Raw genomic sequence first — 23,309 nt, 5'->3', positions numbered from 1 at the left:
AGGAATACACATGAATACAATCGGTGTGCTGGCATTACAAGGTGCTGTTCGTGAACATATTCGTTCTATCGAGGCAACAGGTGCAAAAGCAGTTGAAATAAAACGTAAAGAACAGCTTGAAGCTATTGATGGCTTAATTCTTCCTGGAGGAGAAAGTACTACAATGCGCAGGCTAATTAACAGCTATGACTTTTTCGATGCTATTCAAGCATTTGGGAAACAAGGCAAGCCAGTATTCGGCACATGTGCAGGTCTTATTTTGATGGCAAATGAAATTGAAGGTCAGGGTGATAGCCACTTAGGGTTAATGAATATGAAGGTTGCACGCAATGCATTTGGCAGACAAGTAGCAAGCTTTGAAGCTGATTTAAAGGTTACACATGTAGGCGATGATTTTAATGCAGTATTTATCCGTGCACCATATATCTTAGAAGCAGGAACTGAAGTAGAAGTTCTTGCAACCTATCAGGAACGAGCTGTTGCGGCTAAACAGGGACATTATTTATGTACAGCATTTCATCCTGAATTAACGGATGATAATCGTTTTATTGAATATTTTGCCCAAATGGTGGAACAATCTAAAAAAACACTTGCATCTTAGTCTGAAGTTGGCTATGATATATCATAATATGTAATCAGTAATGAGAGGAATTAGTAACAGGAGCTCTTATTTCAGAGAGTCGGTGGCAGGTGAGAACCGATATGAGACGTCTTGTGAATCCATCCTCAAACTGGTTTACTGAATTTTTAAGTAGGTAAACCCGGTTAAAAACCGTTATTTTATTTGAGCCGGAAGAGATTTTATCTCTTCAACAAGGGTGGCATCGCGGGAATAATACTCTCGTCCCTATTATATTAGGGACGGGAGTTTTTTATTTAGGCTATGTTCTATAAAATTGCGAATCTTAGCAAGTAGTTGAAATAAACTGCGATGTAACATGGAAAAATAGCTGAGTTCTATGACACCGCTTCGGAAATACACTTCGCTTTCCACGGGCGGCTGGCGAGCCTCCTCGTGCTGCGCACTCCGGGGTCTGGCCGATGCCTTTCCTCCCGCAGGAGTCTTCGTGTATTTCCTACGCTGGGATTTGCTCATTTTATCCTACCTGAGAAGGCTGAGGCCGTGTCCATGACTAGTAAGACATTGTAAAAGCGCTAGCTTAAGCAGATGTCACATTGGTACCCGGAGCGATGAAAGCGAAGTATTCTGCCGTAACGAATCGAAGCACTCAGCCATCATTAAAAAAAGGGAAAGCAGCATGAAAAAGTTTTTACTGTGTCGTAGTTTATATCAATAGCAACAAACTGTTAGAAAACAGCCTTTAGTTTTAAAAAAACAAGCTGGTATCAGACAATAACTATAACAAGGAGGATTTAACATGCTTGATATGAAATTTTTGCGTAATAATTTTCAGGAAGTGAAAGAAAAGTTGGCCCATCGTGGTGAAGATTTATCAGAACTGGATAAGTTTGGTGAACTGGATGAAAGACGCAGGAAGTTAATCGCTGAAACTGAAACGATGAAAGCCAAGCGTAATGAAGCGTCTAAACAGATTTCTGTCTTGAAAAAGGAGAAGAAGGATGCAGAACCTGCGATTAAAGAAATGCGTGAGGTTGGCGAGCAAATTTCTACGCTCGATAAAGAATTAAAAGATATAGAGGAAAAATTAAATTATATGATGTTATCTATTCCAAATATCCCACATGAGAGTGTTCCTATTGGTGAAGATGAAGAGGATAATATAGAGGCACGGAAATGGGGAGAAAAGCCAACATTTGATTTTGAGGCAAAACCACATTGGGATGTAGCAACCGACCTTGATATTCTTGATTTTGAACGTGCTGCAAAGGTAACCGGAAGTCGCTTTGTATTTTATAAAGGGCTTGGTGCAAGGCTTGAGCGTGCATTGTTAAATTTCATGATGGATTTGCATGCTGATGAGCATGGCTATGAGGAAATGCTGCCACCATATATGGTTAATCGAACAAGTATGACTGGAACAGGCCAGCTTCCAAAGTTTGAAGAAGATGCGTTTAAAATTGCTGATTGGGACTACTTTCTTGTGCCGACAGCTGAAGTTCCTGTAACAAACTATTATCGTGATGATATTTTAATGAATGATGATTTGCCTAAAAAATATGTAGCGTTTAGTGCATGTTTCCGTTCTGAGGCTGGATCTGCTGGAAGAGATACGCGTGGTTTAATTCGTCAGCATCAGTTCAATAAAGTTGAACTTGTTCATTTTGCAAAACCGGAAGATTCCTATGAGACATTAGAGACGTTAACAGGAAATGCGGAAAAAGTGCTTCAGTTGTTAAACCTTCCATACCGAGTTATGAGCATGTGTACAGGTGATTTAGGTTTTACCGCTGCTAAGAAATATGATATAGAAGTATGGATTCCAAGTCAGGACACATATCGGGAAATTTCTTCTTGCTCTAATTTTGAAGATTTCCAGGCAAGACGTGCAGGAATTCGCTTCCGTCGTGAAGAGAAAGGAAAACCTGAATTTGTTCATACATTAAATGGATCAGGCCTGGCACTAGGTCGTACTGTAGCGGCCATCTTAGAAAATTGTCAACAGGAAGATGGCTCTGTTGCAGTGCCAGAAGTACTGCGTCCATATATGGGCGGAAAAGAAGTAATTAAATAAAAAAGATAAGTTACCGAGAGCTTGGACGTTTTTCCAAGTTCTTTTTTTATGCAATTTTTTGCAAACGTTTTCGTTTAAATTTTCAAAATAATTTTATAAATGCCCTTGATTTTTTAAATATTATAACTTATGATAATTAACATAACTTTTAATGTTAATAAACTTAACATTAAATGAATAGGAGGTTAACATATGAAAAAGATAGAAGCGATTATTCGCCCGGGAAAGTTTCAAACACTTCGTGATAGACTATTTTCTATTGGGATAGGAGGTTTAACTGTAACGGAGGCTGCTGGGACTGGAAAACAAAAAGGGCAAACTGGAGTTTTTCGCGGGACTACTTTCCAAGTACAGTTATTACCAAAAGTTAAGGTGGAAATAGTAGCTGATGAACATCAAGTAGATGAAATAATTGATTTGATTATTGAAAGTTGCAGTACAGGGGACATTGGTGACGGCAAAATATTTATCTCACCAATTGAACAAACGATTCGAATTCGAACAGGCGAACGTGGAGAAAATGCAGTTATCTAATATTTAGGAGGTAAATACATGTTCAAAAAAAGTATACTTTTATTTATTATTTTTCTTTCGATATCTTCAACAGCTTATGCTGCGCCAACTTCGGAATCCCTGCAGTTATCCGTTAATCTTGTTTGGGTAATGGTAGCTGCGTTTTTGGTATTCTTTATGCATGCAGGATTTGCGATGGTTGAGACGGGGTTCACAAGAGCTAAAAATTCATTGAATATTTTAATGAAAAACTTTATTACAATCAGTGTTGCTGCAATACTGTTTTATATTTTAGGGTACGCATTAATGTTTGGTACCTCATTGGGGAAAATTATTGGGATTGACGGATTTCTATTAAATGGTGTAGAAGATATCAGTTTTTTCGTCTTCCAGGCAATGTTCGTTGCGACTTGTGCCACAATAATTTCTGGTGCAGTTGCTGAGCGAATGAAACTAAGCAGTTATGTATTTATTGTTGTCGCCATGACAGCGGTGATTTACCCGATAGTTGGGCACTGGATTTGGCAAGGAGATGGATGGCTAACGACTTTAGGATTTAGTGATTTTGCCGGCTCTACAGTAGTTCACTTAACAGGTGCTGTTGGGGCACTTACAGCTGTTTTATTTTTAGGACCCAGACTTGGAAAATATACAGGCAAGAAGGTTAATGTGATACCAGGACATAACGTTCCGATTGGAGCGCTTGGGATATTTATTCTATGGTTAGGATGGTTTGGGTTTAATGGAGGAAGTACATTGGCTGCGGACCCACAACTTGTACCAATGGTAATTGGTACAACTCTTTTATCAACATCAGCGGCATTAGTATCATCAGCTCTTTATACGAAGCTTCGTTTTAAAAGAGTAGATGCTTCCTTATCACTTAATGGCGTATTGGCTGGACTAGTAGGGATTACAGCTGGTTGTGCTGAAATATCTCTTGGGGGTTCCGTGTTAGTCGGTGTGATTTCAGGTTTAGTTCTAGTTGAAGGAATTCGTTTACTAGATACCAAATTAAGGATTGACGATCCAGTTGGTGCAATTACTGTTCATGGAATTTGTGGTATTTGGGGAACGCTTGCAGTAGGATTATTCTCTACTTCAAATGGTCTCTTCTATGGTGGTGGCATCTCTCAATTAATGATCCAACTGATAGGAGTACTTGCTGTAGTAGCATGGACAATGGGAGCAATGGGAACATTCTTGTATATCGTTACACGCTTCTCTTCTATTCGAGTTTCTGAAGAAGAGGAAATTGCTGGCCTTGATTTTGCGGAACACGGTTCAAATGCTTATGAATTAAAAGAAGTTATTTTAACAGATGATTCTGAACCCATTACTGGTAAACTTGCCTTTGCTGATCGTTTAAACAATTTATCCAGCGCAGAAGAAAAAGGATAAATATGTTTTTAAGCTATCTTTGTTTTAATATTATAAAGTTCTCCAGGAGCCATGGTAAATCCAGGGATTTACCATGGCTATTTTTAGGCAGTTAAGAAAGTATAAATACTGTCTTACTGCATAAGTGCAACTAAGGCACTCGCCATTAAGGCTTGGCGAATGCCAAGTTTTCTAAGCAGATAAAAGTATAGCTACTTTCTTACTGCATAAGTGCAACTAAGGCAATTCGCCAAAAGGCACGCCGAATGCCAAGTTTTCTAATAACAGATTAAAAATTGTAAATTCCGTTTGACAACGTATTTCATGCATGATATATTATATTTTGTCGCATGGAGGTATACCCAAGTCTGGCTGAAGGGATTGGTCTTGAAAACCAACAGGCGGGTCAAACCGCGCGGGGGTTCGAATCCCTCTACCTCCTCCATTTAATTTAAAAAGCTAATAAATTTAGAGATAATAACATGAACCGTTACTAGTGTAGCGGTTTTATTTATGTGGTAATGTTTTAAATATAGTACATATTATTAATACAGTAATTATTATTAATATGATGATACGGAAATCATTTCAATGATAGAACGGTTTTTAACTAAATAGGAGGTAAGAAGAAATGCTGAAGAAAGTTTCTTTTATGGGCGCTGGATCAATGGCTGAATCAATTATTGCAGGTATTTTGAATAAAGACTTTTTAACGAAGGAACAAATTTTTGTAACGAATAGAAATAATCAGGAACGTTTGGATAAACTTCAAGAAAGCTATCAAATACAAGTGATTAAGGATAAACAAGAGGTAATCACCGACGCTGATATAGTTATGTTATCAATGAAGCCTCATGATATGGAAGCAGCTATTGAGTCAATTAAGGAACATATTCAGCCTAATCAATTAATTGTATCTGTTGTAGCTGGTGTTTCGTCGGACGATATTTCTAATTTATTTGGCAAAGAAGTACCGGTTATACGGGCAATGCCAAATACATCGGTAGCAATTGGAGCATCAGCAACTGCTGTCTCAAAAGGGAAACACGCGACCGAAGAACATATCAATGCAGTTATTGAATTATTTAATACAATTGGCACTGTAACCGTTGTGAATGAAGCGGATATGCATACAGTAACAGGTATTTCCGGAAGTGGCCCTGCATATATTTATTACTTTGTAGAAGCAATGGAAAAGGCAGCTGTCGATGCTGGCTTGGATAAAGAGGTTGCCAAAGATTTAATTACCCAAACTGTTGTTGGGGCTGGAGAAATGCTTAAACACTCCGGACAGACAGCCGGAGAATTAAGGGAAAATATAACAAGCCCAGGAGGAACCACTCAATCAGGTCTTGAAGCGTTAGCTTTTAATGACTTCCAGGAGGCTGTTATAGAATGTGTGAAAAGCGCACGTGAACGCTCAATTGAATTAGGGGATAAGATATAATTGAAAGGAACTTGGCTTATGCGCCAAGTTCCTTTTTTTCATCTGTTAATGCTTGTGTATGCAGTGTTGCAATCATTCCATAAAATGCATAGAAAAACTCATCAGGTGCAACTACTCGAATATGTCCAACTTCACTTGTATCAAACTCCATCGCTGCCTCTAGCAATCGATATGTTGAATAGGCATAAAAGCAGAAGTATTTATAATCAAATCTAGGCATCTTCTCATAAATAACTGCAATCTCTTCCCTGTATATGTCAAAGTTGTTTACAGATTCATCGACAAACGTTTGCAGATCGGATAAATCTGCCTCAACAACTAAGTCTTTTTCATTTTCCATACGTATGTTAGCCATTTAATTCATCCCTTCTATTTAATTCTCGTCCATCTTCTACTATATATAAATTACCTTATAAAATCGGTGATTCATGTCACTGTTTAACAAAAAATAATCTTATTAAAACAAAATTAACCAAAGAAAAAGGCGCTCCATTTCTGGAACACCTTATTTTAAAATTATTTTATTAGTTCTCTCGTTTTCCATTTCCGTGATTGTTGGATAAAGTGACCAATCTTTTCTAAAATTGGTTCGATTGACCCTTCTTGTTCGATTAAGTCATAATCTGAAATGTTTATTCGTAATATTGGGCAAGAATTAAAGTTATTAATCCAGTTTTCATAGCGATTATACATTTCTTCCCAATAGGAAATTGGTGTATTTTTTTCCATCTCTCGACCTCGTGATTGAATTCGCTCCACGACTTCATCAAAAGTTCCTTCCAGATAAATCAAAAGGTCAGGGTGCGGGAAATATGGGGTCATAACCATTGCTTCAAAGAGATTTGTGTATGTTTCATAATCAGTCTTTGACATTGTTCCATTATCGTAATGCATTTTCGCAAAAATACCAGTATCTTCATAAATGGAACGATCTTGGATAAAGCCACCGCCATATTCAAATATTTTCTTTTGCTCCTTAAAACGTTCAGCTAAAAAGTATATTTGCAGATGGAAGCTCCAGCGTTCAAAATCATCATAAAACTTTCCTAAGTATGGGTTAGTCTCAACTTTTTCAAGTGAAGTTTTAAATTTTAAGGCATTCGCTAACGCCTTAGTCATTGTTGATTTTCCCACTCCTACTGTACCGGCAATTGTAATGATGCTATCATGCGGTATTTGGTATTTATCTCGTAAATTCATTGCTTTGATCCCCTTTATCGTTTGGAAGTAACTTTATGGTTATCTAGCTGGTTTTCCACCTGTCTAATAATCATATTTAAATCATCCTGCTGCTTTACAAAATCAGTCTCATCACCATTTATCCGAATGACGGGAATTTCCGGATGAAGCACTTCGAATTCGTTCATATAGTCCTCATAGTCCTGTGCTAGCTGCGCAAGGTATGAAGGTTTAATATTCTGCTCAATATCTCTCCCACGCAAGCGAATTCGTTTTAAAATTGTATCAAGACTTGCGTGTAAATAAATCATCATATTCGGAACAGGCATATCCTTCGTTAGAATGTGATAAATCTGTTCATATTTTTCAAATTTATCTGGTTGCAACGTTCGTTTGGCAAAAATCATGTTTTTGGATATATGATAATCGGCAATAACTGCCTTATTTTGATTTAAGTATTTTTTTTCGATATCTTCCAATTGCTTGAATCGATTGCATAGAAAAAACATTTCCGTCTGAAAGCTCCACTCATCAATATCGTCATAAAATTTACCGAGAAACGGATTTTCTTCAACAATTTCCTTTAATAAATGAAAATCAAAATGGACAGAAAGCTTTTTTGCAAGTGATGTCTTTCCAATTCCAATTGGCCCCTCTATTGCAATGAACGGAACCTCTGCCATAACTTTCCCTCCAATCAACATAACAATATTCGACATATATTTCTTATTTTAGCATAATAAAAAGCTCAGTTCCATGTGTGAAAAGTATTCATGCTTTTCAATCTGTTCTCTGTATTGTATTATTGTTAGTGTTGGTTTTTAATTAGGCTTTTTTGACAAATTTTGTTGCTATTTAACCATCGCAGTTAATCTTTTGCACCACTCCGGTACCAATGCAACATCTGCTCAAGCTATCACTTTAGCAGTCTTACTAGCCATGGGCTCACTCATCAGGGTTATGAGAACCCGGACGCTATTCAAATAGCGTGAAACGTATCTTCATCGGGGTTATGAGAACGAGAACACTGTTCAAATAGTGTGAAACGTGTCTTCATCAGGATTATGAGAACCCGAACTCTGTTTAAATAGTGAGAAACGGTCACTCATATCGAAGTTATGAGCCCCGGTTGAGTATTTTTCCATGTTACTTCGCAGTTTATATCTTTTGTGCCAGAAACAACAAACTTTTAGAAAACAGCTTTTAATTATTATTTGCCCCCGTAGCTCAGGGGATAGAGCATTGGTTTCCTAAACCATGTGTCGCAGGTTCGAATCCTGCCGGGGGCATCAAGCGTTAATATGTCGGTATTTATAGTGTTCATTCATTTCGCTGTTATTCGGTAAGCACATGATCTAACTTAATATGTACGGTAAGTAAACCTCTTTCTGATCGGGAAGAGGTTTTTTTGCAGTTAAGCCAGGTTTTGTATGGAATCAACAGAATAATCTCTAATGGAGCTGGAACTTGCTAGTCACAAAAAAGCTAATTTTAGTAAAGGATGCATAAAAGTCATACAGAAGGAAATAAATTTAAATAAAACAATAGGTTCCGGCCGAAGTATTATGATAAGCGCAATTATGGAAAGGGTTCTCATTCCCTTATCTATGCTTGCGTTTTATTATTTTAAGTAAAATACTTTTAAATTGTCACAGAATGTTCTAAAATAGAAATTAGTTACCGAAATGTTTAAACAATTTATATAATTGCATATTTACTGTGATTAAATCGTAATCCTAGTATAGGGATTTGAAAACGATTTCAAAATTTTATGACGAGGTGATAATATGGACATGCAGCGTATACCCGCTCAAGACGGTATTTACAACTTACAAAACTTTGACAAAACACGTGAAACATTTTCATGGGAAGATGTAAAAAAGAATTTCAGCTGGAATGAAACTGGAAAAGTTAATATTGCTTACGAGGCGATTGATCGTCACGCAGAAGATACAGATAAAAAAGATAAGACTGCTTTACTTTACTCTTCACCTGATCGTGAGGAGAAGTTGACTTTTGATGAGTTAAGTAAGAAAAGCAACCAGTTTGCAAACGTATTAAAAAAATATGATGTTGAAAAAGGGGATCGTGTATTTCTATTCCTTCCAAGAAGTCCTGAGTTTTACGCGGCATTTTTTGGGATATTAAAAACGGGAGCAATTGCTGGTCCGTTATTTGAAGCATTTATGGAGCAAGCAGTGCGCGATCGGTTGCAGGACAGTGAAGCAAAAATGCTAATTACGACACCAGATCTACTTGGACGTGTCCCACAAGAGGATCTACCTGATCTTGAGAAAATCGTATTGGTTGGCGATCATAATGAGTCGTCTGATAAATATATTGATTTTCAAAAGGAAATGAAAGAGGCATCTACTGATTTTGATATTGAGTGGGTTGATTTAGAGGATGGAATGTTAATCCATTATACATCTGGATCAACCGGGAAGCCTAAAGGTGTTTACCACGTTCACAATGCGATGATTCAACACTATGCAACTGCTGAGTGGGTTCTTGATTTGAATGAAGATGATGTATATTGGTGTACAGCTGATCCGGGTTGGGTTACAGGTACAAGTTATGGCATATTTGCCCCTTGGCTAAAAGGTGTTACGAATGTTATACGCGGAGGGCGGTTTTCCCCAGAAAATTGGTACGGAACCTTGGATAAATTTAACGTAACCATTTGGTACACAGCACCGACTGCATTACGCAAGCTTGTCAGTGCTGGTGAAGATGCTGTGAAGAAACACGACTTATCATCATTGCGTCATATTATGAGTGTTGGTGAACCATTAAACCCAGAAGTTATTACCTGGGGAATGAAAGCCTTTGATTTAAGAATTCATGATACATGGTGGATGACAGAAACTGGTGCACAGCTTATTGTTAATATACCATCAGAAGAAATTCGTCCTGGATCAATGGGTAAACCAATCCCAGGTGTTGAAGCATCAATTGTTGATAATGAAGGAAATGAGCTCCCGCCAAACCAAATGGGAAATTTGGCAATTAAAAAAGGCTGGCCTTCAATGATGCGTAAGATATGGAACCGTCCGGAAAAATTTGAAAGTTACTTTGTTAATGGCTGGTATGTATCTGGAGATAGTGCATATAAAGATGAAGATGGCTATTTCTGGTTCCAGGGCCGCTTGGATGATGTTATTAACACATCTGGTGAGCGTGTTGGACCATTTGAAGTTGAAAGTAAGCTGATTGAGCACCCTGCTGTTGCAGAAGCTGGCGTAATTGGGAAACCAGATCCAGAGCGTGGCGAGATTATTAAGGCGTTTATCACGTTAAATGATGGTTACAAAGATTCACCAGAATTACTTGAAGAGATACGTCAATTCATTAAAACTGGCCTAAGTGCACATGCTGCACCTCGCGAGCTAGAAGTGAAGGATGCCATTCCAAAAACGCGCAGTGGTAAGATCATGCGTCGTCTTCTGAAGTCATGGGAGTTAGGGTTGCCGACGGGAGATACATCGACATTAGAAGAATAGAAAGTAAGGGTGCCTATTTGGCACCCTTTTTTAGCAAGTGAGAAAGTATTTACTCTTTCTATCTGCATAAGGCATTTTCTAATTAATCTTTTATTTCTTCCGATGGCCCAAAGAATTCATAGTTTATATCTTTGTCTTCTACCTCAAATTGAGATAGACTTTTATAGATTGATTGCATAAAGCCCTTCGGACCGCAAAAGTAGAATGCAGCATTATTGGTAGGCAGTATAGTGGATAAATAGTTATAATCAATATAGCCCACTTTATCATAAAATTTATTGTCATTATCGGTCGGGTTGTCATAAACGGTGTACGTATGCACCTGATCATGCTTTTTATCTAATTTTTGTATAGCCTCTCTCATTGCGTGTACTTTGCCATTCTGCGTTGCATGAATATAATAGATTTCACGTTCCGGCTGATTTTTAATCGTACTTTCCAGCATGCTCAAGAGTGGCGTTAATCCAACCCCTCCACTTATTAACACTAAAGGTCTAGTATCTTGGGAATCAAGCGTGAAATACCCTGATGGGGCTGTGATTGGTAAAATACTTCCTTTATTGATATCTGAATGCAAATAATTAGAAATGATGCCTGGTGGATGCCCATTAAGACCATCTTCTCGTTTAACACTAATCCGGTAAGCTCCACCACCAGGTGCGCAAGATAGGCTGTACTGCCGTAAATAGTTATATGGCGCTCCTTCTATTTCCGCTTTAACAGTGATATATTGTCCAGGTTGATGGATGGCACACGGTTCTCCATCCGCAGCCTCAAGATAAAGTGAGGTGATTACATCACTCTCCACCACCTTGTCCACAACAATGAAGTTACGGAACCCAGACCAACCACCGATAGTTTTCTCTGCCTCCTGATACATCTCTTTTTCAGTAGAAATAAATACGTCAGCAATTACCGAGTAAGCTTTTTCCCATGCAACAAGAACTTCTTCATCAGCCGAGTCGTTCAATACCTCCTTAATGGCAGCCAATAGATTTTCGCCTACTATCGGATAATGCTCAGGCTGGATATTTAGACTTTTATGTTTGTGCGCAATCTGTTTAACTTGCGGCATTATTTTTTCAAGTTCGTCAATATAGAATGCTGCAGAATACACTGCATTTGCCAGTGCTTTAGACTGGTTACCTTTTCGCTGATTGGTCTGATTGAAGATGTTTTTTAGCTCGGGGTTATTTTTAAATAATAGCTGATAGAAACGTTTGGTGATGTCTTCCCCTCTCTCTTGCAAAAGTGGTACAGTAGATTTTACAATATCCTTTGTTTGTCTATCTAACCCTGTTGTTATATTTGTTACCAACACAAAGCACTCCCTTTATTACAATTAAAGATGTATTTAAAATACATCTTTAATTGTAAAATACTGTTTACACTGTCTCAATAGGGGAAAAGTCCTTCATTAGATGACAAATTTGTGAAGTTAGTGATAAGGAGACTAAAAATGAATCTCAAAAAATATACCGATTATGGAATCCGTGTATTAATATTTACAGGAATGAAGCCTAAAAATGAGTTGGCCAGTATCAAGGAAATCTCGGAAACTTTTGCAATCTCAAAGCATCATCTAGGTAAAATTGTTTTTGAGTTAAGTAAACTTGGCCTTGTCGATACTGTACGAGGGCGGAATGGAGGCATCCAGCTGGCAATGCCTCCGGAAGAAATCAATATTGGGCATACGGTTCGAAATCTGGAAAATGATGCAGTGGTCGTCGAGTGCTTTGATAAAGGAACTAATCAATGTGTTATCTCTCCAGCCTGCAATTTAAAACATGTTTTCAGTGAAGCACTAAATGCCTTTTTTCAAGTACTTGATCAGTATACTTTAAAGGATATGATAGTCAATGACAAACGGCTACGTGAACTGATGGGTATGAGGTAAACGGGTTCACTTCAAAGGTGCAAACACAATAAAATACACACGAGGTTTCGCTTGTTTTACTGTGATTTATGGTGTGATTTCAGCGGAATGTGAATCACACAAACCAGTGAAGTGGATCGTGGTTCCGTTAAATGAGTAAAAAAGCCGTCCTAGAAGGTTGAAACGGTTCCTGGTTCCGTTATTTAGCTAATAACAATGAAAAATGTGGCTGAAAGAGTAATTAGCGGAATGAGGATCCGCCAAATCAGTGGGTGCCAGCCTGTCTAGTGAATAAATACACTTAAACTCGGCTGCTAAGAGGTATTAGAAAGGCTTGGAGAATTATCCAAGCTATTTTTCACTGTAAATTTAACGGTGAAAATTATGTGATTATAGGTGAGACTTCACTTGTGATGTTGCACCTCACAAGTGATCCCGTTAGTATGAGGCGGGGTTGTTTTAATTTGTATAAAATGGGAATACTCATTTATGAATCATCTTCTTAAAAGGAGTGGATCACAAATGGGTAAAAAAATAGCAGCAGTATTAACAAATATGTTTGAGGATGTAGAATATACAGGTCCAGCAAAAGAATTTAAGGATGCTGGACATGAAGTGGTAACCATAGAAAAGGAAAAAGGAAAACAAGTAACCGGTAAAAATAACGAGGCAACTGTCATCATTGATGAATCGATTGATGATGTGAATCCTGAAGAATTTGATGCATTATTTATTCCTGGTGGATTTTCACCTGATCAATTACGTGCCGATGAACGGTTCGTGACCTTTGCCAAGCATTTTATGGATGTAAAAAAACCGGTATTAGCAATTTGCCACGGTCCTCAGCTATTAATTACAGCTAAAACATTAGAAGGACGCAAAGCTACAGGTTTTAAATCTATTCAAGTGGATATGGATTACGCTGGTGCAAATGTAAAAGATGAAGAAGTTGTTGTTTGTGACAACCAGCTGGTTACAAGCAGGCAGCCAGATGACATTCCTGCATTTAATCGGGAGTCATTAAAGCTTTTAGATAAATAATAAAACGAACAAGAGGGCTAGGACAAAAGTGTTTTAGTCAAAGTGAAATCCGAACTATGATTTGAAATTCTTGAAAAGAATTCGAATTAGTTCGGATTTATTTTTCTTTATATCTTTATTCCAGTTTTTCAATTGTAAAGTTATCCTGCAGCAGGAGCCAGTTTTGTGGAAATGCTAACCCTAGTTTCCAATAACTGATTCCACGCAATCCTAATTGTTTTATCAAATCAAATTTCGCCTGTATTGACCTGGCATCTTCAAACCATACCTCATGCTGATTACCCTGGTCATCTGTATACGTATAAAATGGTGCCTGTGCTTCTGTATCGTATTCAATAGCTACGTTCTGTTCTCTGGCTCTGGCGATTGCTTGTTGCGGGCTGAGTGCTTCAGCAGGTTCACCACCTTCTTCATAAGGTAGTGTCCAGTCATAGCCGTATAGATTTTGCCCTAATAATATTTTGTTTGCAGGCATTACACTTAAGGCAAAGTTAACGACTTTGCGGACTTCGTTTATTGGTGATACAGCTCTTGCTGGTCCGCCGCTATAGCCCCATTCATAGGTCATTAACACTACAAAATCGGCTAATTCACCATGTACCGCATAGTCATGGGCTTCGTACCATGCGCCCTCTTGTTCTGCACTGGTTTTTGGAGCTAGTGCAGTCGACATTAATAAACCGGCTTCTGAAAGCCGCTGCTTTGCTTTACGTAAAAAATTATTATACGCTTCTCTATCATCTGGCGGCAAGAATTCAAAGTCGAAGTGAACATCACTAAATCCAACTTCATTTGCTACATTGACGATGTTGTCCAGCAGCGTATTTTGTACTGCTTGAACGGTTACGATAATATGACCTAGATCTCTGCTGAAAGATCCTTCTTCCAAGGTAGTTACTACGAGCATTAGTGAAACATTCTGAGCATCTGCAATTTGCTTAAAGTTATCAAGTGGTGGTGCTGTAAGGGTTCCATCACGACCCACCCGATAGCTAAAAGGGGCAAGATACGTAAGGTATGGAGCATTTTTTGTTGCGGAGTTAACTAATGTTTCTGAAACTTCATCACCTGTAGGCTCAATATAAGCATTAACAGTAATTTCGCGTTTTTGTCTGGCGGGTATATATAAGCGTTGGCCAACAGATAATATGTTTCCTACCTGTAAGTTATTTATTTGAGCTAATTGCTGATATGACATACCAAACTTTTGAGAAATAGAATACAAGCTATCACCGGGTTGAACAACATAAAACTCACCAACGATAGGAATTACTAGCGATTGACCTACAACAAGGTTATCTGGTGTATCCAGTTCATTGGCATCGATGACATCACTAGGGTTGGCCCCGTATGTATTTGCAATTGCATTTAGTGTATCCCCTTGTTGTACAACATAAATTTGCACAAGAATCCCTCCCACGATTTCGTCCTACTTACACTTTATGAGGGGGAGGGGGCAGATATACCTTTAGATTGGTTTAGTATTTGCATCCATAACGGAACGCATTAAATATAGCGCATATTCATTACCTTCTTTTTCTTCAGATGCCATACAATTTTCAGGGATATGCATGGAGTATTGATACATATAGGCATCTTTTGCAGTAAACAAAATACATATATCTCCAGCAATCCCTGCCAGGATTAAATGGGTTTTGCCTAAGTCGTTTAGCAAGGCATGAAGTGGAGTTTGGAAAAAGGCTGAATGTTGTGGTTTAATTAGAAAATAATCGTCATCATCTGGCTTCAAATCTTGAATAACGTGCTTGCTAAAGTCATTCTCGCAATGATCAATAATTTTACGAAAGTCTGCCTGCCACAAGCCATAATGATCATTTACATAGATAATTGGTATATTACTTTCTTTGCCAAAAGTTCTTAAACGCTTTAAATGTGGTAAAATTTCATTAGTGTTTTTGAGAAGTTTTTCACTGCCATCGAAATTAAAATGGTTAATGATATCAATAAATATAATTGCACTATTATCAATGTAAGTTTTCATAGGGAGACTCCTTTCTTTTTTTCATTATTACCTATATTGATGATTTCAAACTTAGCGGGGTGTTTGGATTTGGATGATGTAATATATATGCGTGATGCAATAAATCAAGCGATAAAAGCAAGAGAAATTGGTGAGGTTCCTATAGGAGCTGTAATTGTATTCAAGGGTGAAATTATTGCGGCAGGATACAATTTACGTGAAACTTCACAGGAAACTTTATCCCATGCTGAGCTGATTGCTATAAAAAAAGCGAACGAAAAAATCGGCAGTTGGAGGCTTGAGGACTGTACGTTATATGTGACGCTCGAACCTTGTCCAATGTGTGCTGGTGCAATTGTGCAATCACGAATTAAGCGTGTCGTATTTGGAGCAATTGATCAAAAGGCAGGCTGTGCAGGCACGTTGATGAATTTATTGGATGATGAACGTTTTAATCATCAGGTTGAACTTACAAGTGGCATTTTGGAAGAGGAATGCGGAAATCTGCTGACTGATTTTTTTAAGGTTTTGCGAAAAAGGAAAAAGGAATAACTTCCAAATAATCTCATCAATTTCTGATTGCATTATTACTGTAAAATCGTTATAATTGTTATTGCCGTGCTAAGTGGGGAGGTAGCGGTGCCCTGTACTCGCAATCCGCTATAGCGAGGCTGAATTCCCATTCGAGGTAAGACGACTTTAGGGTCTGCCTTAAGGGATTGGTGTTGACGCCGAGGTCCTGCGCAACAGAGACCCATGAATTCTGTCAGATCCGGAAGGAAGCAGCAGTAAGTGGTTATCTCAGTGTGCCGCGGGGAAGCCTAGGCCGAGCCATGAACTTGAGTAACGCTTAGGGGCGCCTTATCGACAATGGGTGCACGGTATACATATTTAAAGGCTGTATCAATATCCACTGTGATGTTTGATACAGCCTTTTTTAGTTGTAACATGTTTATCAATGAAGATGAACGATTTAGCACTTTATTATTACCAAATAAAATGAATTATACGTTAAGGTTCACATTCACCCCCATAATCGAGTATAATTTAGATAGAATTCACAAAGGGGAACGTTCATTATGAGCTATCAAGCTTTATATCGTGTATGGCGTCCGAGAAACTTCCAGGATGTTGTGGGACAATCACATATTACTAGAACTTTGCAAAATGCTATAGTACAGGAGAAGTTCTCGCATGCGTATATATTTTCCGGACCACGTGGAACGGGGAAAACAAGTGCTGCTAAGATTTTCGCAAAAACGATAAACTGTGAAAATGCCCCTGTGAAAGAACCATGTAATGAATGTGCTTCATGCCGTGGAATTCAGGATGGTTCCATTTCTGATATAATTGAGATGGATGCTGCATCACATACAAGTGTTGAAGATATTCGTGATATTCGTGATAAGGTTAGATATGCATCAAGCTCGGTGCCTTACAAGGTATACATTATTGATGAGGTTCATATGATCTCGACGAATGCATTTAATGCATTGCTGAAGACATTGGAGGAACCTCCAAAGCATGTTGTCTTTATTTTGGCAACAACCGAACCGCATAAAATACCACTGACGATTGTTTCGAGGTGCCAGCGCTTTGATTTTAAACCGATTTCGAGTCAGTCGATTGTCGAACGAATGCAGTCAATTATTGAGGCAGAGGGGATAACAGTATCACCGGAAGCTTTAGAAACGATTGCGTTAGCTGCAGAGGGTGGTATGCGTGATGCTTTAAGTATTCTCGATCAGGCAATCTCCTATAGTGAGGAAGGGGTTGAGCTGGAAGATGTCCTTGCAGTTACTGGTGGCGTCTCGCAGGAAATATTAACGGATATTGTTAAAGCAATGCATGAAAAAGATGTACAAGGTGCTTTATCATTACTGGATGAGTTAATTCAACACGGAAAAGACCCAGCACGATTTGTATATGATCTCATTTATTTTTCACGCGATTTATTGCTTTACAAAAGCGCGCCAAACTTAGAAGGTATTCTGGAACGGGCGATCATCGATGATAGTTTTAAACAACTTGCCGAGAATGTTTCAATTGAATGGATTCAAGATGCAATCATGCAGCTCAATCAATGTCAGCAGGAAATAAAATGGACAAACAGCCCGAAAGTATTTATCGAAATTGCTTTACTTACGATTACGAATAAAGGCTATAGGGAAAATGAATCAAATAACGCTGCTGATTCCGATGCCATTACAAAACTATTAAGCAGGCTGGAGCATTTAGAAAAAGAACTGACAACATTAAAAGAATCCCCTGCAAATACAGGTCGTCAAGCCCCATCAAACGAGCCAAGGCGATCACAGCCAAGAACAACAAAGAATAGTTTTAAAGTTCCATATGAAAAAATCCGACATGTACTTCAGGAAGCGCAAAAACCAGCGTTAAAAGAAGTGCAATCACAATGGGCTTCATTTTTAAATAAACTGAAGACGACTAGTGCCCCTGCACATGCAACTATACAGGATAGTAAGCCTGCAGCAGCATCAGATCAGGCACTTGTAGTTCAATTTAAGTACGAAATTCATTGTTCTTTATTTATGGATAATCGTGAAACAATTGAATCTGTGCTGACTAGTGCTACGGGTAAAAATTTAACAATTATTCCAATCCCAGCTAATAATTGGCAGGAATTACGCAATGAATATATAAGTAAGCAAGAACAAGCAGCAACCACTGAGGAAGGCCAGCAAGAGGACCCGTTAGTTGAAGAAGCAAGGAAACTTGTTGGTGATGACTTATTGGAAGTTCACGATTAATAAATTTTGAGGAGGCGATTTCCATGAAAGGTGGAAATATGGGTAACATGATGAAGCAAATGCAAAAAATGCAAAAGAAAATGATGGCGGCACAGGAAGAATTACATGAAATGAGTTTTGAGTCATCTGCAGGTGGCGGTATGGTTACTGTAGTTGCAAACGGAAAAAAAGAAATTACTGATGTTCAAATCAAGGAAGATGTGGTCGATCCAGATGATGTGGAAATGTTACAAGACCTGATTCTTACAGCAACAAATGATGTTATAAAGCAAATTGATGATAAAACAAATGAAACTATGGGACAATTCACACAAGGAATGAATATGCCTGGAATGTTCTAGGAGGCACTTTGATGTATTATCCAGAACCGATTTCCAAATTGATTGACAGTTTTACAAAATTGCCAGGTATCGGACCTAAAACAGCTGTTCGTCTGGCGTTTTTTGTGTTAAATATGAAAGATGATGATGTACTGGATTTCGCAAAATCACTAGTTAATGCAAAGCGTGAACTAACACATTGTTCGACTTGTGGTCATATAACGGATCAGGATCCATGTTCCATTTGCCAGGATACTTCAAGAGACCAGTCGATTATTTGTGTTGTTCAAGATCCTAAAGATGTTATTGCAATGGAAAAAATGAAAGAATTTCATGGCAAATATCATGTACTTCATGGTGCAATATCACCGATGGATGGTATCGGGCCAGAAGATATAAATGTGCCTGATTTGATTAATAGGTTAAAGGATGAAGAAGTGGAAGAAATAATTCTCGCAACAAATCCGAACATCGAAGGGGAAGCAACAGCAATGTATATTTCAAGGCTTGTTAAACCATCAGGAATCAAGACAAGCCGAATAGCACACGGGTTGCCTGTCGGTGGAGATTTAGAATATGCTGATGAAGTAACCTTATCAAAAGCATTAGAAGGAAGAAGAGATTTGTAGCACTATCAGCTATAAAATTCCAACAAGCAGAAAGAGAACGAGACTTTCGCCAAACCAGGTGATAAGTCAAGTTTTCTAAAAGTTAGGTGACAACATGGCTAAAAAAAGCAAAAAGCTGAAGCGCACAGTTGATGAGCAATTATTAGGTTCTATTTTCACACTAGAGCGAGAATGGAAACAAATCCAGTCGCTTGTCGAAAAAAGTATTGAGCCAACAGTAGATGGTTATTATAGGGAAAATATTTCACAGGTAAAGTACTTGTTTTTATTACGTGAAGCACGACGAAGAAAAATTAGTGCAATTCGATATAATAAATAGTTTTAAGTTCTTTTTCTTGATTCCTTTTCATATGTAAGTAGAAAGGGACAAGTAAAAGGAGTGTTTTGACTTGGGTTCAACAATAGTTATATCGATTATGGTTGCTTTAATAGTAATCCTATTATTCGTAGGTGCTCCTGTGAAACCAATGCGCTTTATTGGAAGCAGTACCATTAAATTGGGAATTGGCATTTTGTTTTTATTTTTCTTTAATGTATTTGGAGGGGCTATCGGGTTGCATATTCCTATCAATCTATTTACCGTAGTTATATCTGGTTTTTTAGGCTTGTTTGGTGTAACCTCTCTCGCCGCTATTCATCTATTTGTTATATAACCAATAAGCGTTAAATGCATGTGGAATCTATATGAATCCACATGCGTTTTTAATTGTTTAGGAAACTATAAAATTTAAGTGCTGTGTATAACTGGACTCCCGAATCAGCCACGTCCAGCTCCGACGTACAGGACGTACTAGTGCCGGTGACGCCACAGGACGGGCGTTCTCACCGGCCAGCGCCTAGTGGACTTCCCTCCCCGTGTCTACGATAAGAAATAAAGGATGTTCGACTAAAACCACCACATCCTGCGGCAACGTCGACCTACCCGCAGCGCTGAGCACAGTCCATACGGCACTGAACAGGCGCTTGCGCCTTTGTTCTTTGTGGTCTGTATTTTACTAAAGGATTGTTGTTGTTTCAGTATGAGATCTTGTATCATTTCATAACGGCTAAAAAGATATAAACTGCGAATTAAAGGTGAAAGAAAAATGTAAGAAATATTTTCTGAAATGTGGAAACATACAGGCTAACAGCACATATAGTTATGAATAAGAAGTTTCGTTGTTTCAAAGATTTTATGTATATATTTCGTTAGATTAGGAGATACTAAGCTAACGGAGGTGGGGAGATGAAACAAGTAATTTTAAACGAACGCTGTGGCATTTGTGAAGAGGAGAAAGAAAGAGGAATTCATTTATACAAACTATTTATCTGTTGTGAATGCGAAAGAAATATGATTCACACGGAGCCAAGAGAAGAAAAATATCATTATTATCTACAAAAATTAAAAAATATGAATCAACCAACATTATATTCATAAATAGTAAGGTCTTTGCAGTTATACTTGCAGAGGCCTTTTTTGTTAGGATAGAAGAAGATGAAAAAAGAGGATGGAATGTCATATGAAACAAAAAGCAACACCGTTATTTGATGCACTTCAACAGTTTTCTGAGATGAACCCTATTTCCTTCCATGTGCCAGGTCATAAGAACGGAGAAATCTTCCCGGAAAATGTCCAAACCTATTTCAGTTCTATTTTAAAGCTGGACACGACTGAACTTTCAGGCCTTGATGATTTACATTCCCCACATGGCACAATAGCGGAAGCACAGAGTCTTGCCGCTGAATATTTCGGGGCCGATGCCACTTATTTTCTTGTAGGTGGAAGCACTGCTGGAAATCTTGCAATGATTTTAGCAACATGTTCGACTAATGAAAAAGTAATTGTACAGCGCAATAGTCATAAATCAATATTCAATGGATTGGAATTAAGTGGAGCGAGACCCATTTTTATTACACCTGAATTTGATAATTCAGTAGATCGATATACGGCTCCAAACATCAAAACGCTAAAAGGTGCGTTAGAACAGCATCCCGATGCAAAAGCTGTTGTATTGACCTATCCGGATTATTTCGGCAAAACATTTCCGATTAAAGAATCGATTGAACTTGCACATGAATATAATATACCAGTACTTGTTGATGAGGCTCATGGTGTACATTTTTCAATTGATAAAGCTTTTCCGCAGTCAGCACTCGATCTAGGAGCAGATGTAGTAATCCACTCCGCACATAAAATGGCACCAGCAATGACAATGGGTTCTTTTTTACATTTTCGTTCAAGGCTTGTATCAAAAGATAAAATTACGCATTATTTGCAGTTAATTCAATCGAGCAGCCCATCCTATCCGTTAATGGCATCATTGGATATTGCTCGTTCGTTTCTGGCAACAATGAAAGCAGAAGATATAGATAACATTATGGAAAGTGTTGCAATGGTGCGAGATATACTTGAGGTTCCGGATCTATGGGATATTCTTCCAGCGAACGATCCATTAAAAATAACCCTACAGTTGAAAGATGGGGTTTCTGCAAAGGGTGTAGCAAGTCTTCTTGAAAATCAGCATGTTTATCCGGAACTTGTTACGCATAATCAGGTATTATTAATTCATGGTCTGGCTCCATTTGAAAACATCAATCATCTAAAAAAAGCAGTAAAACGAATAAAGGAACAATTAAAAATTTGCCCAAATCATGCTACAATAGAGATAGACAATCTATTTACAGATATTCATGAGCTTACTGTTTCCTATCAAACATTACAGCAACGAGATACATTAAAAGTTCCACTTAATAAATCATCCGGATATGTTGCAGCAGAAGCGATTATCCCATATCCACCTGGAATACCGCTTATTTTAAAGGGTGAACGGATTACAGATAAACATATTAATATAATTAGACATCTAACAGAACAAGGCGTTGAGATACAGCATCGTGATAAAATGAATGGAATTAGCGTTCTAAATACAAAGGAGCAAATTACGTGAGCGGATATTTTATAACAGTTGAGGGTGGCGAGGGTGCAGGCAAATCATCTATTCTCCAAACTCTAGGAAAAAAACTAACAGCTATGGGCTATGATGTTCTAACTACACGTGAACCTGGTGGAATTGAAATAGCGGAGAAGATACGAAAAATAATTCTTGATCCAACACATACAACTATGGACGGAAGAACCGAAGCTCTACTCTATGCAGCCGCACGCCGACAACATTTGGCTGAAAAGGTATTACCCGCCTTAGAAAGTGGGAGAATCGTATTATGTGACCGTTTTATTGATAGCAGTTTAGCCTATCAAGGTTACGCAAGGGGTCTTGGGATGGATGAAGTTTTTACGATTAACCAATTTGCCATTCAAGATTGTATGCCCGATATGACAATATTTTTTGATATTGAACCAAAAAAAGGGTTAGAGCGAATTTCGGCGAATAAAGATAGAGAGAGAAACCGTTTGGATTTGGAAAATATTCATTTCCATGAACAAGTTTATCAGGCATATCAAAAGCTTGTGCTTAAATTCCCTGAGCGTATCCAAGTCATAAATGCTAATCAGCCTTTCGAACAAGTTGAAGCAGATGCAATGAATCTTATAGTTTCCCGTTTAACAAATAAAGCGTAAGGGAGGTAAGAATAATGAAGTTAATTATTGCTGTTATTCAGGATAAAGATACTAACCGTCTTACTGATGCTTTAGGCGGGGAAAACTTCAAGACAACAAAGCTTGCAACAACTGGAGGGTTTTTAAAAGAAGGCAATACCACTTTAATGATTGGCTGTGAGGATGAATATGTCGATGAAGCCTTAAATATAATCCGGGATAATTGCTCTCAACGCGAACAGATGGTTGCACCTATTTCTCCAATGGGTGGGAATGCAGATTCGTATATTCCAAAGCCTGTAAAAGTTGAAGTCGGTGGTGCAACAGTATTTATCCTGCCAATTGAATCATTTATGCAGTTCTAACATTTGGCACTTATAGTAAAGATTGTTGCTTTGAGAGAATAGATATAAACTATGAAGATGAAAAAGCACCAATGCGTACTGAAAACAGCCTGAAATCTATAGTAACTCAATA

The 23,309-nt window shown here is 38.1% G+C and carries 23 protein-coding genes, 2 tRNA genes, 1 other RNA gene, 1 pseudogene and 1 other annotated feature; of the genes and pseudogenes, 21 read left to right on the top strand and 6 right to left on the bottom strand.

Annotated features, from left to right (window positions below):
- Positions 1-10: 10 nt before the first annotated feature.
- The 6 genes from pdxT (at position 11) to proC (ending at position 5,994) form a co-directional block, all read left to right on the top strand.
- The gene (gene pdxT / locus BLS02_RS00405; protein ID WP_092490993.1) at positions 11-601 is read left to right on the top strand and encodes a pyridoxal 5'-phosphate synthase glutaminase subunit PdxT; all 591 of its coding nucleotides are present in this window, start codon (positions 11-13) and stop codon (positions 599-601) included.
- Between the two features lie 31 nt (positions 602-632).
- Positions 633-852 (top strand) — a binding site (T-box leader).
- A 527-nt stretch (positions 853-1,379) separates the two neighbouring features.
- Positions 1,380-2,654 (top strand): serine--tRNA ligase, encoded by a 1,275-nt coding sequence (serS, locus tag BLS02_RS00395; protein ID WP_092490991.1) that lies wholly within the window; start codon positions 1,380-1,382, stop codon positions 2,652-2,654.
- Positions 2,655-2,846: 192 nt separating this feature from the next.
- Positions 2,847-3,188 carry a P-II family nitrogen regulator gene (locus BLS02_RS00390; protein ID WP_092490990.1) on the top strand — a complete coding sequence of 114 codons (342 nt, stop codon included), beginning with the start codon at positions 2,847-2,849 and terminating at the stop codon, positions 3,186-3,188.
- A gap of 18 nt (positions 3,189-3,206) precedes the next feature.
- Complete coding sequence (locus tag BLS02_RS00385) at positions 3,207-4,568, top strand: ammonium transporter (RefSeq protein ID WP_092490989.1); 1,362 nt, start codon at positions 3,207-3,209, stop codon at positions 4,566-4,568.
- 331 nt (positions 4,569-4,899) lie between these two features.
- Positions 4,900-4,992: transfer RNA gene (locus BLS02_RS00380), tRNA-Ser, on the top strand.
- A 186-nt stretch (positions 4,993-5,178) separates the two neighbouring features.
- Positions 5,179-5,994 (top strand): pyrroline-5-carboxylate reductase, encoded by an 816-nt coding sequence (gene proC, locus BLS02_RS00375; RefSeq protein WP_092490988.1) that lies wholly within the window; start codon positions 5,179-5,181, stop codon positions 5,992-5,994.
- A 16-nt stretch (positions 5,995-6,010) separates the two neighbouring features.
- Here proC and BLS02_RS00370 read toward each other — a convergent pair whose 3' ends face one another.
- The 3 genes from BLS02_RS00370 to BLS02_RS00360 form a co-directional block, all read right to left on the bottom strand.
- The gene (locus tag BLS02_RS00370) at positions 6,011-6,349 is read right to left on the bottom strand and encodes a hypothetical protein (RefSeq protein WP_092490987.1); all 339 of its coding nucleotides are present in this window, start codon (positions 6,347-6,349) and stop codon (positions 6,011-6,013) included.
- 161 nt (positions 6,350-6,510) lie between these two features.
- A complete protein-coding gene (locus tag BLS02_RS00365; RefSeq protein WP_092490986.1) occupies positions 6,511-7,194 on the bottom strand; it encodes a deoxynucleoside kinase in 684 nt (227 codons plus the stop codon).
- Between the two features lie 14 nt (positions 7,195-7,208).
- Positions 7,209-7,856: a deoxynucleoside kinase gene (locus BLS02_RS00360; protein ID WP_092490985.1), complete on the bottom strand. Its 648-nt coding sequence runs from the start codon at positions 7,854-7,856 to the stop codon at positions 7,209-7,211.
- Positions 7,857-8,389: 533 nt separating this feature from the next.
- Between BLS02_RS00360 and BLS02_RS00355 the strand changes: the two genes are divergently transcribed.
- Positions 8,390-8,462: transfer RNA gene (locus BLS02_RS00355), tRNA-Arg, on the top strand.
- 498 nt (positions 8,463-8,960) lie between these two features.
- Complete coding sequence (gene acsA / locus BLS02_RS00350) at positions 8,961-10,676, top strand: acetate--CoA ligase (RefSeq protein ID WP_092490984.1); 1,716 nt, start codon at positions 8,961-8,963, stop codon at positions 10,674-10,676.
- Positions 10,677-10,758: 82 nt separating this feature from the next.
- On the opposite strand, the gene hmpA is transcribed toward acsA, so the two are convergent.
- Positions 10,759-11,994 (bottom strand): NO-inducible flavohemoprotein, encoded by a 1,236-nt coding sequence (gene hmpA / locus BLS02_RS00345; protein WP_175559409.1) that lies wholly within the window; start codon positions 11,992-11,994, stop codon positions 10,759-10,761.
- A gap of 141 nt (positions 11,995-12,135) precedes the next feature.
- Between hmpA and BLS02_RS00340 the strand changes: the two genes are divergently transcribed.
- The gene (locus BLS02_RS00340; RefSeq protein WP_092490983.1) at positions 12,136-12,573 is read left to right on the top strand and encodes an Rrf2 family transcriptional regulator; all 438 of its coding nucleotides are present in this window, start codon (positions 12,136-12,138) and stop codon (positions 12,571-12,573) included.
- Positions 12,574-13,074: 501 nt separating this feature from the next.
- The gene (locus BLS02_RS00335; RefSeq protein ID WP_092490982.1) at positions 13,075-13,593 is read left to right on the top strand and encodes a type 1 glutamine amidotransferase domain-containing protein; all 519 of its coding nucleotides are present in this window, start codon (positions 13,075-13,077) and stop codon (positions 13,591-13,593) included.
- A gap of 115 nt (positions 13,594-13,708) precedes the next feature.
- Here the strand turns inward: BLS02_RS00335 and BLS02_RS00330 are convergent, their stop codons facing one another.
- Both BLS02_RS00330 and BLS02_RS00325 read right to left on the bottom strand, forming a co-directional pair.
- Positions 13,709-14,998, bottom strand: a complete 1,290-nt coding sequence (locus BLS02_RS00330) for a glycoside hydrolase family 18 protein (protein ID WP_092490981.1) — start codon at positions 14,996-14,998, stop codon at positions 13,709-13,711.
- Positions 14,999-15,061: 63 nt separating this feature from the next.
- A complete protein-coding gene (locus tag BLS02_RS00325) occupies positions 15,062-15,595 on the bottom strand; it encodes a cysteine hydrolase family protein (protein WP_092490980.1) in 534 nt (177 codons plus the stop codon).
- 39 nt (positions 15,596-15,634) lie between these two features.
- Here BLS02_RS00325 and tadA point away from each other — a divergent pair, with 39 nt between their 5' ends.
- The 11 genes and pseudogenes from tadA (at position 15,635) to BLS02_RS00265 (ending at position 23,197) form a co-directional block, all read left to right on the top strand.
- Positions 15,635-16,126, top strand: coding sequence for a tRNA adenosine(34) deaminase TadA (gene tadA / locus BLS02_RS00320; RefSeq protein WP_439144707.1), 492 nt, complete (start codon positions 15,635-15,637; stop codon positions 16,124-16,126).
- Positions 16,127-16,190: 64 nt separating this feature from the next.
- An RNA gene (gene ffs / locus BLS02_RS00315) (signal recognition particle sRNA large type) lies at positions 16,191-16,456 on the top strand.
- 197 nt (positions 16,457-16,653) lie between these two features.
- The gene (gene dnaX, locus BLS02_RS00305; protein WP_092490977.1) at positions 16,654-18,345 is read left to right on the top strand and encodes a DNA polymerase III subunit gamma/tau; all 1,692 of its coding nucleotides are present in this window, start codon (positions 16,654-16,656) and stop codon (positions 18,343-18,345) included.
- 23 nt (positions 18,346-18,368) lie between these two features.
- Positions 18,369-18,686, top strand: a complete 318-nt coding sequence (locus BLS02_RS00300; RefSeq protein WP_092490976.1) for a YbaB/EbfC family nucleoid-associated protein — start codon at positions 18,369-18,371, stop codon at positions 18,684-18,686.
- An 11-nt stretch (positions 18,687-18,697) separates the two neighbouring features.
- Complete coding sequence (recR, locus tag BLS02_RS00295) at positions 18,698-19,294, top strand: recombination mediator RecR (protein ID WP_092490975.1); 597 nt, start codon at positions 18,698-18,700, stop codon at positions 19,292-19,294.
- A gap of 94 nt (positions 19,295-19,388) precedes the next feature.
- Positions 19,389-19,613: a YaaL family protein gene (locus BLS02_RS00290; protein WP_092490974.1), complete on the top strand. Its 225-nt coding sequence runs from the start codon at positions 19,389-19,391 to the stop codon at positions 19,611-19,613.
- A gap of 70 nt (positions 19,614-19,683) precedes the next feature.
- Positions 19,684-19,947: a pro-sigmaK processing inhibitor BofA family protein gene (locus tag BLS02_RS00285; protein ID WP_092490973.1), complete on the top strand. Its 264-nt coding sequence runs from the start codon at positions 19,684-19,686 to the stop codon at positions 19,945-19,947.
- 572 nt (positions 19,948-20,519) lie between these two features.
- Positions 20,520-20,711, top strand: coding sequence for a sigma factor G inhibitor Gin (locus BLS02_RS00280; RefSeq protein WP_092490972.1), 192 nt, complete (start codon positions 20,520-20,522; stop codon positions 20,709-20,711).
- Positions 20,712-20,793: 82 nt separating this feature from the next.
- Complete coding sequence (locus tag BLS02_RS00275) at positions 20,794-22,221, top strand: aminotransferase class I/II-fold pyridoxal phosphate-dependent enzyme (RefSeq protein ID WP_092490971.1); 1,428 nt, start codon at positions 20,794-20,796, stop codon at positions 22,219-22,221.
- A pseudogene (tmk, locus tag BLS02_RS00270) lies at positions 22,218-22,899 on the top strand (dTMP kinase). Before BLS02_RS00275 ends, tmk begins: the two are co-directional and overlap by 4 nt.
- Positions 22,868-23,197: a cyclic-di-AMP receptor gene (locus tag BLS02_RS00265; protein WP_092490969.1), complete on the top strand. Its 330-nt coding sequence runs from the start codon at positions 22,868-22,870 to the stop codon at positions 23,195-23,197. The pseudogene tmk and the gene BLS02_RS00265 overlap by 32 nt, the downstream one beginning before the upstream one ends.
- Positions 23,198-23,309: the final 112 nt, after the last annotated feature.

The organism is Virgibacillus salinus (genome assembly GCF_900102415.1).
In the GTDB taxonomy this organism is placed as follows: domain Bacteria; phylum Bacillota; class Bacilli; order Bacillales; family Amphibacillaceae; genus Lentibacillus; species Lentibacillus subterraneus.
The sequence above is the reverse complement of the archived record's forward strand: the minus strand, read 5'-3'. Positions and strand labels throughout refer to the sequence as shown.

Excerpts from the sequence above, each read along its gene's own strand:
- pdxT (WP_092490993.1), top strand. The coding sequence starts at position 11 with ATGAATACAATCGGTGTGCTGGCATTACAAGGTGCTGTTCGTGAACAT.
- serS (WP_092490991.1), top strand. The coding sequence starts at position 1,380 with ATGCTTGATATGAAATTTTTGCGTAATAATTTTCAGGAAGTGAAAGAA.
- BLS02_RS00390 (WP_092490990.1), top strand. The coding sequence starts at position 2,847 with ATGAAAAAGATAGAAGCGATTATTCGCCCGGGAAAGTTTCAAACACTT.
- BLS02_RS00385 (WP_092490989.1), top strand. The coding sequence starts at position 3,207 with ATGTTCAAAAAAAGTATACTTTTATTTATTATTTTTCTTTCGATATCT.
- proC (WP_092490988.1), top strand. The coding sequence starts at position 5,179 with ATGCTGAAGAAAGTTTCTTTTATGGGCGCTGGATCAATGGCTGAATCA.
- BLS02_RS00370 (WP_092490987.1), bottom strand. The coding sequence starts at position 6,349 with ATGGCTAACATACGTATGGAAAATGAAAAAGACTTAGTTGTTGAGGCA.
- BLS02_RS00365 (WP_092490986.1), bottom strand. The coding sequence starts at position 7,194 with ATGAATTTACGAGATAAATACCAAATACCGCATGATAGCATCATTACA.
- BLS02_RS00360 (WP_092490985.1), bottom strand. The coding sequence starts at position 7,856 with ATGGCAGAGGTTCCGTTCATTGCAATAGAGGGGCCAATTGGAATTGGA.
- acsA (WP_092490984.1), top strand. The coding sequence starts at position 8,961 with ATGGACATGCAGCGTATACCCGCTCAAGACGGTATTTACAACTTACAA.
- BLS02_RS00340 (WP_092490983.1), top strand. The coding sequence starts at position 12,136 with ATGAATCTCAAAAAATATACCGATTATGGAATCCGTGTATTAATATTT.
- BLS02_RS00335 (WP_092490982.1), top strand. The coding sequence starts at position 13,075 with ATGGGTAAAAAAATAGCAGCAGTATTAACAAATATGTTTGAGGATGTA.
- BLS02_RS00325 (WP_092490980.1), bottom strand. The coding sequence starts at position 15,595 with ATGAAAACTTACATTGATAATAGTGCAATTATATTTATTGATATCATT.
- tadA (WP_439144707.1), top strand. The coding sequence starts at position 15,635 with ATGATTTCAAACTTAGCGGGGTGTTTGGATTTGGATGATGTAATATAT.
- dnaX (WP_092490977.1), top strand. The coding sequence starts at position 16,654 with ATGAGCTATCAAGCTTTATATCGTGTATGGCGTCCGAGAAACTTCCAG.
- BLS02_RS00300 (WP_092490976.1), top strand. The coding sequence starts at position 18,369 with ATGAAAGGTGGAAATATGGGTAACATGATGAAGCAAATGCAAAAAATG.
- recR (WP_092490975.1), top strand. The coding sequence starts at position 18,698 with ATGTATTATCCAGAACCGATTTCCAAATTGATTGACAGTTTTACAAAA.
- BLS02_RS00290 (WP_092490974.1), top strand. The coding sequence starts at position 19,389 with ATGGCTAAAAAAAGCAAAAAGCTGAAGCGCACAGTTGATGAGCAATTA.
- BLS02_RS00280 (WP_092490972.1), top strand. The coding sequence starts at position 20,520 with ATGAAACAAGTAATTTTAAACGAACGCTGTGGCATTTGTGAAGAGGAG.
- BLS02_RS00275 (WP_092490971.1), top strand. The coding sequence starts at position 20,794 with ATGAAACAAAAAGCAACACCGTTATTTGATGCACTTCAACAGTTTTCT.
- BLS02_RS00265 (WP_092490969.1), top strand. The coding sequence starts at position 22,868 with ATGAAGTTAATTATTGCTGTTATTCAGGATAAAGATACTAACCGTCTT.